The organism is Shewanella sp. 10N.7, from assembly GCF_020806285.1.
Taxonomy (GTDB): Bacteria; Pseudomonadota; Gammaproteobacteria; order Enterobacterales; family Shewanellaceae; genus Shewanella; species Shewanella electrodiphila.
Genome location: NZ_JAJGZS010000022.1, coordinates 71,346 through 86,657, shown reverse-complemented (window position 1 = coordinate 86,657; position 15,312 = coordinate 71,346). Strand labels below are relative to the sequence as shown.

Below are 15,312 nucleotides of genomic sequence, written 5' to 3'. Positions count from 1 at the left end.
CTCTTCTCTGAATCAGTATCAAATATCTTGCAAACCGGATGGGTCCATATATGGCGAATCTGAGGCGTTAGTAAACTCACTTATAAGACTGAGGAAATAACACTTCAATGGAGCGGATGGGAGATCCAAGAGGGAGTTGCCGTTCACTCCCTTTTGGTCTGGTGTGGGCGAAGCGCCACGACTTTGATCTTCTTTATAAAAAAGAAATGAACTAACCCAAAAATAAAATTAAGCCAAGATCCCTTGTGCATGAATCAAGGATTTAAGCTCTTCATCACTGGGTTTAAGTTCAATCACATTATCGATTTGGAGCTGCAATGACTGCCAAATCGGCTCGATGATTTCAGCTTGTTCATCATTAGCATATTGTTTAGCAAGTTTAAGCAGTGACGCTGATTCCACCACATCAATGCGTTTAAAGACGCCATCGGCCAATGCAACACTGAGCTCTATCATCGCGGGAACACTGCGGCCGTAGTTAATCACATCACGTAAATATCGCTCAGCTAAACAAACATCGGTGCCTAAACCAGAATCATCATTTAGCATATGTTGTGCGCGCATAAACATCGCATCAAGTTGCCCTTGCTCGGCGGCTTCCGCTAACCAGTGTTCGCTGGTATTAGCATTCGCCTCACAGCCTTCGCCATTAAATAACATTAAGGCTAAGTGATACTGGGCATGAGGATAACCTGCTTGGGCAGCTTTATTAATCCACTCAAACGCTTTATCCAGTTGCTGTTGCTGATAATACAACACGCCGAGATTTGACATCGCCTCGGTATTTTCCGCCAATGCTGCTTGCTCTAACCAAGTTGCCGCTATTGCTAAGTCTGGGCTAAAGCTTTCACTGCCAACTAAGTAAAAGAAACCTAATAACGCTTTGGCCTCAACAACATCTGCTTGGGCTGCGCGCTCAATCGCCAACTCACCTGCAACGGCATTTTTATGGCCGTTATAACCATGTAGTAATGCCACTCCATGCTCAAATAGTGCTTGCTGGTGATGCTCAGATGCCAATTCAAACCAGTTCGCGGCTTGCTTGAATGTGCTCACTGATTCGGCATGCTCTGCCTCATTTTGATCAAGCGACTGCTCTTGTTCTTGCTGCATTAACGCCTTTGATTTTAAAGACATACCCACAAGATATTGAGCTTGATGATCGTTATGCATCACCGCTTGATAGCAAAGCTCACGGCCAACAAACGAATCAAACGCTTCAAATTGATATTCAGGCGCTTTTTTACGATGTACTTTTGGATAAAGCAGGGTGATTAACGACAAGATATTCTTAATCGTTTTCTCAGCAAGTGAGACTAATTGCTCTTGGGTTAAATGGTATTTCTCTGGATGTGCGCCGCGATTACCATCACTACGCAGTCGATGCAATGCTCTGGTTGTAGGCACATCAATAAAGCGCATGCGATTGAGCTGCTCGATGCGATCATATAAGTTGGGACTATTAAATTTTACCGACTGCTTCTGAGCCAGTAACGAAGTGACTTGATGGGTAAAGCTGCGAACAAACACCAAAGCTTGGGTAGGAATATCGCGCACATAACTTTTAGCTTTGGTGTAATCATCCACTATCTCAGCCGAGAAGCCGCCAATAAACTCAATATCATTTAACACTGGCGGTTACTCCTCTGCTGTTATTAACTTTTCACTTAGATTTCAGTGGTCTCTGACTCTTTATCATCAGTACTACGGTTAACCATATACAATCTAAACAGTGCAACGTTAACGAAAAGTCCTAAAAATGCGAACAAGGTATCAATAATGACGCGTAGCGGGAATCCACCGAACTCTGTCAGCTGTATAACGATACCACCGACCATTGATAATGGTAGGTAAAGCATTAATATCATCATTGTTTTCAGCACGATTGGCGATGAAAATTTAAAGCTGCTTTTAATGGCTTCTAATGGCGTTACACGCTCAACGATCACCATAAAGTTAACGTAGGCAAGGCGAGCAAACAAATAAAAGCTGATACTCAAACCGATAATCCAAAACGGACCGAATACCGCAAATAACATTACCGGCGCCAAGATAGCTAAGCCAGAGAATACTCCAGCTAATAATAATGGCGGTACAAAGGTAAAGCTGTTTTTCAGCACCATACCTGGAGTAACGTCATGCCCGCGTGAGCGAACTTCTAGGTATAAGGTTAATGCAGCGATAAGCAACGAGAAGATTAATAGTAGCACCATCATAGCAGCACCGTGGATAGCGCCAAATTGCGGTACTTCAACTTCCGCTTGGGCAGCCAACTCACTGCCAAGCCACACTTGGATCATGACTTGAATTAACAGTAATGGCACTGTTAGTGAGGCAAGTTGCGCCACGTGGTTACGAAAGAAATTATATGCTTCAGTCAAAATTGCAGACAATGACATGGGACTTCCAATAATCAAAAATAGATAAATATGCTGCTAAGGATACCGAAAAAACTGTGTTTTTGCACAATTGATATCAAGTGAGAGTAAAGTTAGTTAAATCATTTGTCACAAATTTGTGAATAACGTTAAAATGGTCACAGGATATCGAAAACTCACTTTTAATCATTCAACATAAACCACAGGACGGCCACGATGAAATTAAGCCCAGCAGTAAGTCTTTTAGTCGCAATGTTTGCAGTTACTTCTCCAGCACAAGCAGGTTGGTTAGACAGTGTTTTTGGCACCGATGAAAAGAAAGTAGAAAAAGTAGAGACTACCGCTGATGCACAATCTACTGATTTAGTAGGTAACGTAATGTCACAACTTGGCCTCAGTAAAGATCAAGCGGAAGGCGGTTTAGGCACCTTGCTAAGCCTTGCGCAGTCTAACTTAGGCGATTCTGACTTTAGCCTGTTATCAAACAGCATTCCTGGAGCTGACACACTTTTATCTGCAGTACCTGCATTAGCATCGGACGATGGCATGTCAGGTTTATTATCTCAAGCAGGTGATTTAGGTAAGTCATTTGAAGGCGCTGCAATGGTATACGACGCGTTCGAACAGTTAGGCATTAAAAAAGAATACGTTGCGCCAATGGTTGATATTGCCAAATCATACCTAGAAACCAACGGCACTGAAGGTACGGTTGATTTGTTAATGAAAGGCGTGAATTCATTACTTTAATGACTCGCTGATTTAGGATTAATTTTATTTAATGCCGAGCCATTCGCTCGGCATTATTGTCTCTGTTAAGCTTAATCTTATATTCACTTTTCAATACTCACTAAAATAGTCAGTACAGCTGCATTGTTTTAAAGACGTTTAGGAGGCCATATGATCGCGAAACTGAAACAGTTTTTACAGTCGCATGCTCAAGCAACGACCCCAGAAGATCAAGCACAACAGTTAAAGTTAGCTGCTGTAAGTTTATTGCTTGAGGTCATGTATGCCGATGAAACGCTAGACGAGCAAGAAGTAGCGATGCTTCCTGGAATAATTAGCGACAATTTAAATATCAGTGCTGCTGAAGCTAACGCATTAATTGACGAAGCCAAGTTAGTTCAAGGCAATTCAATTTCATTATTCGAGTTTACTGCAGAAATTAATGCTCAGTGTTCCATTGAGCAAAAGCAAAAATTACTTCTGTGTATGTGGAAGTTGGCTTACTCGGATGGCAAGTTATGTCGAAATGAAGACCAAATTATTCGCCGCACCGCTGATTTACTTTATTTAAAGCACAGTGAAGTGATTCAAATGCGCAATATTGCCATGGAAGAACGCTAAGTTCCTCCCCTTAAGCACTAAGCTTTACGCTTAAGCTGTTGGCTATAAGACAAATAAAAACGGGACTTTCTTTAGAAAGTCCCGTTTTTACATTTCTACGCAAGCAAACCTTAAGTTAAGCCGCTTGCTTACGCGTTTGATGCTGTTTTTGCCAATACATAAATGGCGCAACCACTATAACTAAGATAAAGGAATACAACATATTTTCAGCCAGAGCTACTCCCACCCCTAGACAAAATATGCAACCACCAAGCACGAGTGGTAAATAGCGTTTACTGAGTAATTTCGCCGCTGATAACATGGTCAATAAATAGATAATAACGAATACGCCGTTACTCCAAGCAATTAAGTCCTCGAGCTTTTGCTCTGTCACAAAAGTGAACGTGATCACTAATACCATGGTCAATAAAATCGTCACTAATGCTCTCAGCGGCACACCAAATTGATTGAGTTTGCTAAAGTAGCTCGGTAATACGCCTTCTTTGCTAAAGCTCCACAGTAAACGTGCTGCACTGGCGCAATAGACGTTAACCGTCGCAATGCCGCTAGCAATGCCCAAAATGCCAATGACTTGCGCTCCCATGCCCTGCCACACCACATTACCCAATAACGTTTCGAAAGTGTGGATCATTGCTAATCCTTCTTTATCGCTAGGCACCATCAATAGCAATAAGGTGCAAATAAGGTAAATGATGCCGACTAATACCGTGCCAATCATCATTGCAGGTAGCATGTCTTTTTTAGGGTTTTTAAAGTCATTGGCTAAATGCGTCATGGCTTCAATACCTAAAAAGCTCCAAAATCCAATCCCCATGGCTAGCATGACTGTCGAAACCTCAGCTGAAGCTAACTCTGTGAATGCGCCAGCTTCACTGACATTTGTGCCACTGGCACTAAATAACACCGCGACAACTGCCACAATGGCTAAAGTCAGCGCAAACTGCAATTTGGCAGAGACCTGAATGCCGCGATAGTTCAGCAATAACAGCACCAACACAATCATCAGCTCAGCCACTAACTGACCCCAGCCAGTGATAGAAACTAAGGCATCCATGAATTGAAAAGTCATTAGAATTGCCGCTGGTGCACCAATCGGGATCACAAACAAAAAGATCAATCCAATCGTGCGCCCCGCAGTGGTACCAAAGGCTTTTTCAATAAAATAGGCTGGCCCTGCTGCATGAGGAAAACGGCTAGCAAGTAAACCAAATACCACTGCCACAGGCAAAATGGCGACGGTCAAAATAATCCATGCCAATAAAGCACCACTATTTGCTACTGCAATGGTCATTTGCGGTAAAATAAATACCCCTGTACCAAGCAAAGTGGTGGCCATCAGTCCGGCACCTTGCCAGCGCCCTATCGTTCCTGTAATTTGATTCATTAGCTTGCTCTATGGTGGTGTTTGCAAGAATTATAAAATGGTTATTGGATACAAACTGCCGTAATCACTCTGCAAAAACACTTATAAAACCGACATTTTGACGGCAATTAATAAAGTTACCAACAATATGACGGATATTGTATTTCTAACGACTGGAATCAAAATGGATAAATTTGATCAACTCATTTTAAATGCGTTAAGAGCAAATGCTCGTCAAAGTATTTCTCATATCTCTGAAGCTGTGAGCTTATCACGGAGTGCGGTTACTGAGCGGATAAAAAAACTTGAACAATCTGGTGTAATTCGTGGCTATCAAGTTTTATTAAGTGAGTCGCAAAAAGAAGGCGTATCGGCATACTTTGAAATACAACATGAACGCGCCAATTGTGCCGATGTTGTGCACGTATTTCATGCCATACCTGAAGTCATAACTTGCCAAGGGATCACTGGCGAAATGGATCTGTTGGTTTATGTTAATGCCGCATCGATGAAACGACTGCATGAAATTCGTGAGTACATTGATGCCCAGGTAGATATCGTCAAAATTAAAACCCACGTGGTAATGAGTGAATGGATTAACAATCAAGCGTAACGCACATTCTCAAATTAATTTATTGGTTATACTGGTAAAATAGCCAACAATGCTGATAAGAGACTAAAATAAATAACACTTTTTAAGTCGATTAAACTTAAACAAGTATGTTGAAACTACAGGTTTCAAACACTTTAAATTGGGTATTTAACACTATGCAAACACGGCCTAATTCTGACATCAATTTACTTTGGGGTGCACTCATCCTTGAAGAGCTGGCTCGGCTTGGCGTAAAACATGTATGCATGGCACCTGGTTCTCGTTCAACACCATTAACGTTAGCCGCTGCTGCCCAAGATAAACTTGAACGACATTTACACTTCGATGAACGTGGTTTAGGTTTTATGGCGCTTGGTTTAGCAAAAGCCAGTAATAGCCCTGTAGCGATTGTCACCACATCTGGCACCGCAGTCGCCAACCTGTATCCAGCAATTGTAGAAGCCTGGTTAACTCAAGTTCCTTTGATTGTGTTAAGTGGCGATAGACCGCCTGAATTAATCGGTTGTGGTGCAAACCAAGCCATTGTGCAACCCGCAATATTCGCCGATTATGCTAAACAAGTTAATTTACCAACGCCAGATTTAGCCATCTCCCCAAATACTTTGCTCACTACCATCGATGAAGTAGTGAGTAATCAAACTCAACCAGTACATTTCAATTGTATGTACCGTGAGCCGTTATACCCAAGCGAATTAGAAACCTTATCTCAACTTGTTAAAACATCATTATCTGGTTATGTGACGCCAATTTCAGACTGGCTAAATCACGCATTTCCCTATACTGATTATGGTCAAGCATCTAGTAGCAACTTACCGACTGAAGACACCATGATGCGTTTCGTCCATGGCAAAGGCGTGATTGTGGTGGGCACGTTATCTCCAAAAGATAATCCACAACAGATTATTGAACTGGGGCAAAAATTGGGCTGGCCCATTGTGGTCGATGCACAGTCTCAGCTCAGGCAACACCCAAGTGTGATTGGCCATATTGATCAGCTAATGCTCAACCCCAAAGCGGCTAAATTTGTCGAACAAGCAGACCGTGTATTGGTATTTGGCGGGCGTTTTATTTCTAAAAGGCTGATTAGTTTTATTGCTGAGCAACAATGGCATAGCTACTGGCAAGTCTTACCGACTCAACAGCGCCTTGACCCTAACCATCAGTCGAAACGGATATGGCTCGCTAGTGTCTCAGCAATGTGCAGTGCGCAGTGGCCAAGATCATCATCTGCCAATTGGGCGCTGTCATTAGTAGAAATGAATCAAAATATTGAAGCATTGCTAACACAGCATATTGACCAAAGCAGCTTTGGTGAACCCCAAGTTGTTCGCCAAATAGCTAAGGTGCAGACCTCAAAACATCAATGGTTTATTGGTAATAGCTTGCCAGTTCGCTTATACGATATGTATTCACCTATTACCTGCGAAACGCCTGCGATTTATACCAATCGAGGTGCATCAGGCATCGATGGATTAATTGCTACAGCAAGCGGAATGGCACTCGCGAGTAAACAGCCAAGCACTCTACTCATTGGTGATATTTCAAGTTTGCACGATCTTAATTCGCTCGCCATAACCAAGCAAATTAACAGTCCGTTTGTGATTGTGATTTTGAATAATGATGGCGGCAATATTTTCAACTTATTACCTGTGCCTAATGAAGCAGTAAGAGATGAATATTACCGTTTGAGTCACGGACTGGAATTTGGTTATGCTGCCGCCATGTTTGGTTTGCCATATAACCAAGTGGATTGTTTAACCAGCTTTAATGAAGCTTATGTTGATGCAATGGCCTTTGCAGGAACATCTGTGATTGAAGTCAATGTCAGCCCTAATCAAGCAAGCGATCAAATCAAGCTCATTGCACAATGGGTGAAACAACACTAATGCCAACCATTAAACGATGCGGTGACACCGCATTACCTGCACTGGTTTTATTACATGGTTTTTTAGGTTCCAAAGAAGATTGGCAAGCTTGCTTACCCACCCTAAGCCAATACTTTCATTGTATTTGCATCGATCTGCCAGGCCATGGTGAAAACGAGCAGATATTGCCAACGCCAGGCTTTGAAGCCCTTGCTGATACCATTACCCATCAAGTGATTAATCTAGGTTATCCGCAATTTCATTTGCTGGGATACTCTTTAGGTGGCCGAGTAGCGTTGCATATCGCTAAATTCCATCCTGCGGCACTATTGAGTCTTATGTTGGAGTCGGCTCATTTAGGTTTATGTTCCACACGTGATAAGCAAACCAGACTGAAACACGATCAGAAATGGGCAGAGAAACTAGCGTCAAAGCCATTAAGAACATTTTTAAGTGAATGGTACCAACAGCCGGTTTTTGCTGAATTAAATAATGATGCTCGTGAACAGCTGATTAATATTCGTAGTAAAAATAATCCTCAAGCGTTACTGCATTGCTTTCAGAGCACTTCACTTGGATTACAAGATAATGGCCAAAAAGTACTGAAACAATTACACTGCCCGAGATATCTATTGGTGGGTGAAAATGACAATAAATTTTCTAACTTGGCAGAGAAGTGGCAACAGAAAATTGATTTATCGGTGATCACAATCCCACATTCAGGGCACAATACCCATAAAGCGCAACCAAAGATGTTTGCAGCAAGCGTCATACAGCTGCTTTACCCATAACTGCTAACAACACTGTTAAGCGGTGAGTATTCGTTAATAAAGGATTTACGCTTTATGCACACTGGTGATAACAATGAAACTTCTAGCCTTGAACAAGTCGAACTTGCCATCATCAGTGAGCTTACACTGCACCGTTACCAAATCCCATTATCACCCACATTGCCTGTGGCAACTCAGCGCATCGATCAACGGTCTGGTTTAGTCATCAGTGCTCAATTAAATCATGGTCAATGCGAAAGTGTCGAAATCAGCCCTTTGTCAGGCGTAGATACCAACAACAAACCTCTTGTTGGATTTAGCGAAGAATCACTTGAACAAGTGATTGCATTACTCCAGCAGCAATTACCGCTGTTAATCAATAAGCCGTTAACCGAATTAGCTAATATTGCCAGTGAAATAAAGCTGCCCTCTGCAGCGTTTGGGCTCAGCTTATTAGCGACTAAGTTTAGTTCGGCATTTCAATATGCCCATGTTGATGACCGAAAAATCAGTTTATTTTATTATCAGCCTGACACGACAAATGAAGCGTTAGCAGCCAAAATAAATGCACTACCTAAACGTACTTATGCAATAAAAGTCAAAGTGGCTCAAGCTTCAATAGAACAAGAAATCCAGTTTATTCATCAGATATTATCTATTAATCCAAAGCTCAAATTACGCCTTGATGCGAATCAAGGTTTTAGTGCTGAGCAAGCCATTGAGTTTCTGGCATGCTTACCAAAAGCCAGCATCGAATACATTGAAGAACCTTGTCAAACGCTCAAAGAAAGCCGCATGGTTTATCAAGCACTTAAGATTCCTTTTGCGCTAGATGAAACGTTAAATGATGCAGACTATCAATTTACTATGTTTGATGGATTAGCAGCACTTATCATCAAGCCGATGATTATTGGCAATATCGACAAACTAGCGAAACTCATTGAAACCGCCACAGAACATGGCGTGCGTTGTATATTTAGCTCAAGTTTAGAAGCTAACCTGGGGATTAACGACTTAGCGACGCTAGCCGCACAGTTAACCCCTGATGAAATCCCGGGGCTCGACACGCTAGCTAACTTTAGCGAACCGTTAATGCTCGAAAACAATCAACTGAATCCACAAGTTACTCAGCTAATCAATCGCTATACTAATGAATTAGAAACGCCATAGTCAGACAGATTAACAAAGGTTTTGTGATGATTTCTCCGCTACACCAAACAGCTTTAGACATGCCCGATGCTATAGCAATTCAGCAAACAGATAACGGCGATAAAGCCAGTATTAAGCATCGTGACGCAATCAGTTACCTTAAGTTAAGTGCGCTGGTAACTAACCTTGTGACATCGCTGCAAAAGCAAGGCGTTAGTCATAATAGCCGTCTCGCTTGTATCAGCCTTAATAACCTCGAAATGATTTGCCTTTATTGGGCATGCGTTGATTTAGGCGCGATATTTTTGCCAATATCACCTAAGTTTCCTGTATCGCAACAAGCCCAATTATGTCAGCGTTTTAAGATTGATTTTTATTGGTCAGAGGCGCAGCAGCCTGATTTCAATATCAGTGATGGGACCCAACAACGGCTCAAAATTGATCTTCAACTAGAGCGTAAACATCCTGACCCAATTCAAAGTAAGCCAAGTATTGATAGCAAAAAGCCACTGAATATCATTCTCACATCTGGCTCTAGTGGTACCCCAAAAGGCGTGGTGCATTGTTTATCAAATCACATTGCCAGTGCACAAGGCTCGGCTGAAAATATTAGCCTCAAAAGCGGTGACACCTGGTTATTATCGCTACCTTTGTTTCATATTGGTGGTTTAGCCATCATTAATCGTTGTGCGCTCGCAGGGGCATGTGTGGTACTGAGTAATAATCAGCCTTTATGGCAACAAATTAGCGACAACGAAATCAGTCATGTCTCGTTAGTGGCTGCGCAATTAAGTAAAATTTTGGCCCAGAACCCGCAAGCATTAGATCAGGTAAAAGCCTTGTTATTAGGCGGCGGCGCCATAGAAGCTAAATTAGTCTCAGCGCTCGCTGACAGACATATTAATGCATATTGCAGTTATGGCATGTCTGAAATGAGTTCACAAATCACAACAGCTTTGATAAACCCTCAGGCTCATTTAGGAAAGCCATTAAGCCACAGACAAATGGAAATTAGAGATGGCACTATTTGGGTAAAAGGCGACTGCCTATTCTTAGGTTATTTAACTGATGCAGTAACCGATAATACTGTACCTTCACACCATCAATGTATTGCTGAAAAAGTCACTGATGAACAAGGCTGGTTTAACACCCAAGATTTAGGCGAACTGGATGATTCTGGTAACCTTCGCTTACTTGGTCGCGCCGATAACATGTTTATTTGCGGTGGTGAAAATATTCACCCAGAAGAGATTGAAGCGGCGTTAAAAGCGCACCCCTTAATCGAAAATGCGCTTGTGTTCGCAGAAGAAGATAAGACATTCAGCTTATTGCCTGCAGCTATCATTCAACTCAAGAATAGTGAACTATCAAGCCAACAGACTGCGACTGTTCCAGTAGAAGCCCAATTATCAACAGCACAAGTTAATTCAATCGAGCAATTTATTATTGAAAGAATTGCTCGTTTCAAGCGCCCAAGACATTATTACTCTTGGCCAACCGGTATCAAAACCACTAGCCTTAAGATCCCTCGTAAAGCGATTATTGCCGCAGTAAAGCAAAGATTGCCTTTGTAGGGTAAAGTCCCACAACGCTTCTATAACAGAGCTAAAAAAAGCCATAAAAAAACCTGCCGTAGCAGGTTTTAATTATAAACTTAACCAAGCGGAATTAGATTTCCATGCAAGATTTAAGTTTGTTCATCGCGTTCTTTTCAAGCTGTCTGATACGCTCAGCAGAAACTTGATAAGTTGATGCTAATTCTTGCAGAGTCGTTTTATCATCATCTAACCAACGTGCACGCAAAATATGCTGGCTACGCTCGTCTAGAGTTTTAATCGCTGAGAATAATCGCGCTTGAGAATCTGATTCCCAATTTTCATTTTCAACTTCAACGGCTACATCAGAAGAATGATCTTCTAGATAATGAACAGGTGCAAAATCAACACTGCTGTCATCGTCATTGTCGCTGGCTAAATCAAATGCAGGATCTTGTGCCGCCATACGCGACTCCATTTCGGTGACGTCTTTTTTAGACACCCCTAAATTCTCTGCTACCATGCCGACTTCTTCGTCGCTAAACCAGCCTAAACGCTTCTTAGTTTTACGAATATTGAAGAATAATTTGCGTTGCGCTTTGGTTGTTGCGACCTTCACAATACGCCAGTTTTTAAGCACGTACTCATGAATTTCAGCTTTAATCCAATGCACTGCAAAAGATACCAAGCGAACACCAACACCAGGATCAAAACGTTTTACCGCTTTCATCAAACCGATGTTACCTTCTTGAATAAGGTCTGCTTGTGGCAAACCATACCCAGAATAACCTTTCGCCACATGCACAACAAAGCGCAAGTGAGACATAATCAGTTTTTTTGCAGCATGTAGGTCGCCAGTTTCTTGCAAGCGTTTTGCAAGCTCCTGCTCTTCGTCTGCCCCAAGCATCTCGATGCCTGTGACTGATTGCATATAAGCTTCTAAGCTGCTACTTCCTCTAGGGACAGTGAGTGACATAGATTGCGATTGAAAGGCCATTAAAGCTCCTACTATTACTGCGTTTTTAACACTTATGTAACTTAAAATATTTTAAGTTAAGTGGTGAACTATCTATTATCGGACAACATATGTCAACAGTGGTTCAACACAAGGATGCACACAAAATGCGCGCTGAATTATACTCTGCTGAATCCAAAGCAATTGCAAGTGAACAAATGTTCATTTTTAGTCCAAAATAATCTTACCAACACATTTGGACATCATATATTGCCACTATAATACGACAGTAATATTAAGAAGGTTCAATTGCGCGTAAATGTTGCCTAACAGAGAGGTATGAGCCTAACCAGCCTAAGAAAGAAGCCAATAGCACCAATTTGACTAACTCAGCCATACTTAAGGCTTGAATTTGCAGTTGGCTACCGTATAAGCCAAGTAACTCAGCAAGGGCAGAATCAAGATACCAGACTAAAAGATTAATGATGATCCAGGCGAGCACACCGCCAATCACTCCATACCAAATACCGGTATATAAGAAGGGCCTTTGAATAAAGGCTTCCGTTGCACCAACTAACTTCATCACTTCGATTTCGGTGCGGCGATTCATGATCGCTAATCGAATGGTGTTACCAATAACTAACACCACCGCGAGCACTAATAAGGCTGCAATGGCAAGTACAGTGCGTTCAATCAGTCTCACCATGGCTTGTAATCGTTCAAGCCATTCAATATCTAAACGACCAAAACTGACCTCAGGTTCACGCTCAAGCTTGTCGAGCAACTTTCTTGCACCTTCAGGGCTTGAATGTCGTGCTAATGGCGTAACCACCACCACTGCAGGTAACGGATTACTATCGAGATAAGATAATGCTTCACCAAAACCTGATAAACGTTGAAATTCTTCTAAAGCTTGGTCGCGATTAATGTAGTGCACCACATCCACTTCGGAATAGACATTAATCCGTGAAATCAGACTTTGTATTGACTGTTCACTACGGCCTTCATTAATAAATAGCGAGATTTCTGCTGCGTTATTCCAAGACTGAGTAATATTTTCAGCATTTTTAACTAGGACTTGTAGTGCAGCAGGTAAGCTCAAGCTGACTCCAAGCACTGCCATTGTCATCACAGATGACACAGGGTTACGCCACAGCTCACCAATACTGGCCATTGCTTGTTGAATATGACGTACAAAAAACATCACTAAACGCCCAGTAAAGGGCAGTTTACTCGCGGTTATCTTAACTTTATTCGACATTAAATCTGCCCCTGAGTATCAGCTGAATAGATTTCATCACCACCAAGCATTTTGCCTTGGCGTAAAGTTAAGGTGCGGTATTTCATTCGCGCAATTAAGCCCAAATCATGGGTTGCGATTAGGACGCTGGTGCCAGAGTCATGGAAGGTTTCAAATAAGCGTAGAATGTCCATCGATAACTTAGGATCTAAGTTACCTGTTGGCTCATCGGCAAGCAGTAAAGGCGGTTTATTCACAATGGCGCGAGCAATACCAACACGTTGCTGCTCACCGCCAGACAACATCACTGGTAAATGACGCTCTTTGCCATACAAGCCCACCATATCAAGGGCGCCTGCAACACGTTTACGAATTTCACCGTGAGAAAAACCTTCAATCACTAATGGTAAAGCCACGTTATCAAACACGCTTTTATCCATGAGTAGATGATGGTTTTGAAAAATCATGCCGATATTACGGCGAAGATATGGCACATGCTTTTTGCCAAGCTTGGCAATGTCATGACCGTTAATAGAAACTTTACCGGCACTGGCACGCTCAATGACAGTGATCAATTTGAGCAAGGTACTTTTACCTGCGCCAGAGTGTCCGGTTAAAAAGGCCATTTCACCTTGTTGAAGACGAAAATTGACTTCAGAGAGTGCTTTTTGGCCACCCGGATAGATCTTACTGACTTGCTCAAAATGGATCATATGTGACTATTCTGCCTTATCCTGACTAAATAATGCTTCGATAAAATCGTTTGAATTAAAGGTACGTAAATCATCAATCTGTTCACCAACACCAATGTGACGGATAGGGATATTAAACTTATCGGCAATCGCGAAAATTACGCCACCTTTTGCTGTGCCATCTAATTTACTGATCGTGATACCTGTAACGCCAACAGCCTCTTGGAACAGCTGTGCTTGACTAATCGCATTTTGGCCGGTACTTGCATCTAACGTTAACATGACTTCATGCGGCGCATCTGGGTCTAATTTCTTCATCACGCGAACGACTTTCTTCAGTTCTTCCATCAAGTGACTTTTGTTTTGTAAACGCCCTGCTGTATCTGCAATTAATACATCCACATTACGTGCTTTAGCCGCTTGCAGTGCATCAAACAATACTGAGGCGCTATCTGCACCAGTGTGCTGAGCAACCACAGGGATTTCATTACGCTGTCCCCATACTTGTAACTGTTCAACAGCTGCAGCACGGAAGGTATCACCCGCAGCTAACATGACAGATTTGCCTTGTTTTTGATACTGTTTTGCCAATTTACCAATGGTGGTAGTTTTACCCACGCCATTAACACCCACCATTAAAATCACAAATGGGCCATTGGCATTTTCAGGCACTAAAGGAATCGCAACTGGGTCTAGAATGGTTTGCATTTCATCGCGCATTAAATCATAAAGCGCTTCGGCGTCTTTAAGCTGTTTGCGAGAGGCGCTGTCAGTCAGGCTATCAATAAGTCGAGTGGTGGTTTCAACACCAACATCGGCAATAAGCAGCTGTTCTTCTAATTCCTCGAATAAATCATCATCAATCTTCTTACCGCTAAAGATCCCCATAAAGCCGCTACCAATGTTTTCACTGGTGCGCTTTAGGCCACGCTTTAAGCGAGCAAAAAGCCCCTCTTTAACAGGTTTAGCTTGAGGCTCTGCGACAACGTCTGTTGTTTCTGCTTCTTGTGCCGTTTTAGCAGCCGCTTCTTCCTCTTCGAGACGCTGAGCTTCTGCACGTTCAGCCTCTTCTAGCTCTCTTTGTTCTTGAGCTAATTGCTCTTCGGCAAGGCGAGTTTGTTCTGCGACTCGTTGTTGCTCAGCTTGGCGATCTGCTTCAGCTTGTGCTTGTGCTTGGCGTTCGGCTTCAGCTTTATCAGCAGCCGCTTTTTCTTGAGCTGCCAACTCTAAAGCTGCTTGTTCAGCGGCCTTTTGTTCAGCTTCAATACGGGCTTGCTCTTCAGCGCGCTGTTGCTCGGCTAATTGTTGTTCTGCAAGTTCCTGAGCTAATCGTTCAGCTTCAGCCTTTTCAGCAGCTTCTTTTTCTGCTGCAAGACGGTTTTGTTCTTCAACACGCTGCTGTTCA

Annotated in this window: 14 protein-coding genes; 7 read left to right on the top strand and 7 right to left on the bottom strand. The window is 42.4% G+C overall.

Annotated elements, in window-relative coordinates; all coding sequences use genetic code 11:
* Window positions 1–228: 228 nt before the first annotated feature.
* Together LMH66_RS14580 and LMH66_RS14575 are read right to left on the bottom strand one after the other, a co-directional pair.
* Entirely contained in the window at window positions 229–1,632 is a 1,404-nt protein-coding gene (locus tag LMH66_RS14580; protein ID WP_229370850.1) for a tetratricopeptide repeat protein, read from the bottom strand.
* A 35-nt stretch (window positions 1,633–1,667) separates the two neighbouring features.
* Window positions 1,668–2,399 (bottom strand): hypothetical protein, encoded by a 732-nt coding sequence (locus LMH66_RS14575; protein WP_102526748.1) that lies wholly within the window; start codon window positions 2,397–2,399, stop codon window positions 1,668–1,670.
* A gap of 195 nt (window positions 2,400–2,594) precedes the next feature.
* Here LMH66_RS14575 and LMH66_RS14570 point away from each other — a divergent pair, with 195 nt between their 5' ends.
* On the top strand, window positions 2,595–3,125 hold the full coding sequence (locus LMH66_RS14570; RefSeq protein ID WP_229370848.1) for a DUF2780 domain-containing protein: 531 nt from the start codon (window positions 2,595–2,597) through the stop codon (window positions 3,123–3,125).
* 150 nt (window positions 3,126–3,275) lie between these two features.
* Window positions 3,276–3,725, top strand: coding sequence for a TerB family tellurite resistance protein (locus LMH66_RS14565; protein WP_102526746.1), 450 nt, complete (start codon window positions 3,276–3,278; stop codon window positions 3,723–3,725).
* 115 nt (window positions 3,726–3,840) lie between these two features.
* Here the strand turns inward: LMH66_RS14565 and yjeH are convergent, their stop codons facing one another.
* Window positions 3,841–5,109 carry an L-methionine/branched-chain amino acid transporter gene (gene yjeH, locus LMH66_RS14560; protein WP_229370846.1) on the bottom strand — a complete coding sequence of 423 codons (1,269 nt, stop codon included), beginning with the start codon at window positions 5,107–5,109 and terminating at the stop codon, window positions 3,841–3,843.
* Between the two features lie 163 nt (window positions 5,110–5,272).
* Between yjeH and LMH66_RS14555 the strand changes: the two genes are divergently transcribed.
* The 5 genes from LMH66_RS14555 (at window position 5,273) to menE (ending at window position 11,059) form a co-directional block, all read left to right on the top strand.
* Complete coding sequence (locus LMH66_RS14555) at window positions 5,273–5,701, top strand: Lrp/AsnC family transcriptional regulator (protein WP_102526744.1); 429 nt, start codon at window positions 5,273–5,275, stop codon at window positions 5,699–5,701.
* Window positions 5,702–5,856: 155 nt separating this feature from the next.
* Window positions 5,857–7,587: a 2-succinyl-5-enolpyruvyl-6-hydroxy-3-cyclohexene-1-carboxylic-acid synthase gene (gene menD / locus LMH66_RS14550; RefSeq protein ID WP_229370844.1), complete on the top strand. Its 1,731-nt coding sequence runs from the start codon at window positions 5,857–5,859 to the stop codon at window positions 7,585–7,587.
* Window positions 7,587–8,357 (top strand): 2-succinyl-6-hydroxy-2,4-cyclohexadiene-1-carboxylate synthase, encoded by a 771-nt coding sequence (gene menH, locus LMH66_RS14545; protein ID WP_229370842.1) that lies wholly within the window; start codon window positions 7,587–7,589, stop codon window positions 8,355–8,357. The genes menD and menH overlap by 1 nt, the downstream gene beginning before the upstream one ends.
* 54 nt (window positions 8,358–8,411) lie before the next feature.
* Window positions 8,412–9,506 (top strand): o-succinylbenzoate synthase, encoded by a 1,095-nt coding sequence (menC, locus tag LMH66_RS14540; protein ID WP_229370841.1) that lies wholly within the window; start codon window positions 8,412–8,414, stop codon window positions 9,504–9,506.
* 26 nt (window positions 9,507–9,532) lie between these two features.
* Window positions 9,533–11,059, top strand: coding sequence for an o-succinylbenzoate--CoA ligase (gene menE / locus LMH66_RS14535; protein ID WP_229370840.1), 1,527 nt, complete (start codon window positions 9,533–9,535; stop codon window positions 11,057–11,059).
* Window positions 11,060–11,153: 94 nt separating this feature from the next.
* Here menE and rpoH read toward each other — a convergent pair whose 3' ends face one another.
* From rpoH to ftsY, 4 genes are all read right to left on the bottom strand, one after another.
* On the bottom strand, window positions 11,154–12,017 hold the full coding sequence (rpoH, locus tag LMH66_RS14530; RefSeq protein WP_102526739.1) for an RNA polymerase sigma factor RpoH: 864 nt from the start codon (window positions 12,015–12,017) through the stop codon (window positions 11,154–11,156).
* A 253-nt stretch (window positions 12,018–12,270) separates the two neighbouring features.
* Window positions 12,271–13,236 (bottom strand): permease-like cell division protein FtsX, encoded by a 966-nt coding sequence (gene ftsX / locus LMH66_RS14525; protein WP_102526738.1) that lies wholly within the window; start codon window positions 13,234–13,236, stop codon window positions 12,271–12,273.
* Window positions 13,236–13,928 (bottom strand): cell division ATP-binding protein FtsE, encoded by a 693-nt coding sequence (gene ftsE, locus LMH66_RS14520; RefSeq protein ID WP_102526737.1) that lies wholly within the window; start codon window positions 13,926–13,928, stop codon window positions 13,236–13,238. Before ftsE ends, ftsX begins: the two co-directional genes overlap by 1 nt.
* Window positions 13,929–13,934: 6 nt before the next feature.
* Window positions 13,935–15,312, bottom strand: a 1,378-nt coding sequence (gene ftsY / locus LMH66_RS14515) for a signal recognition particle-docking protein FtsY (protein WP_229370839.1), incomplete at its 5' end; no start/stop codon positions are given.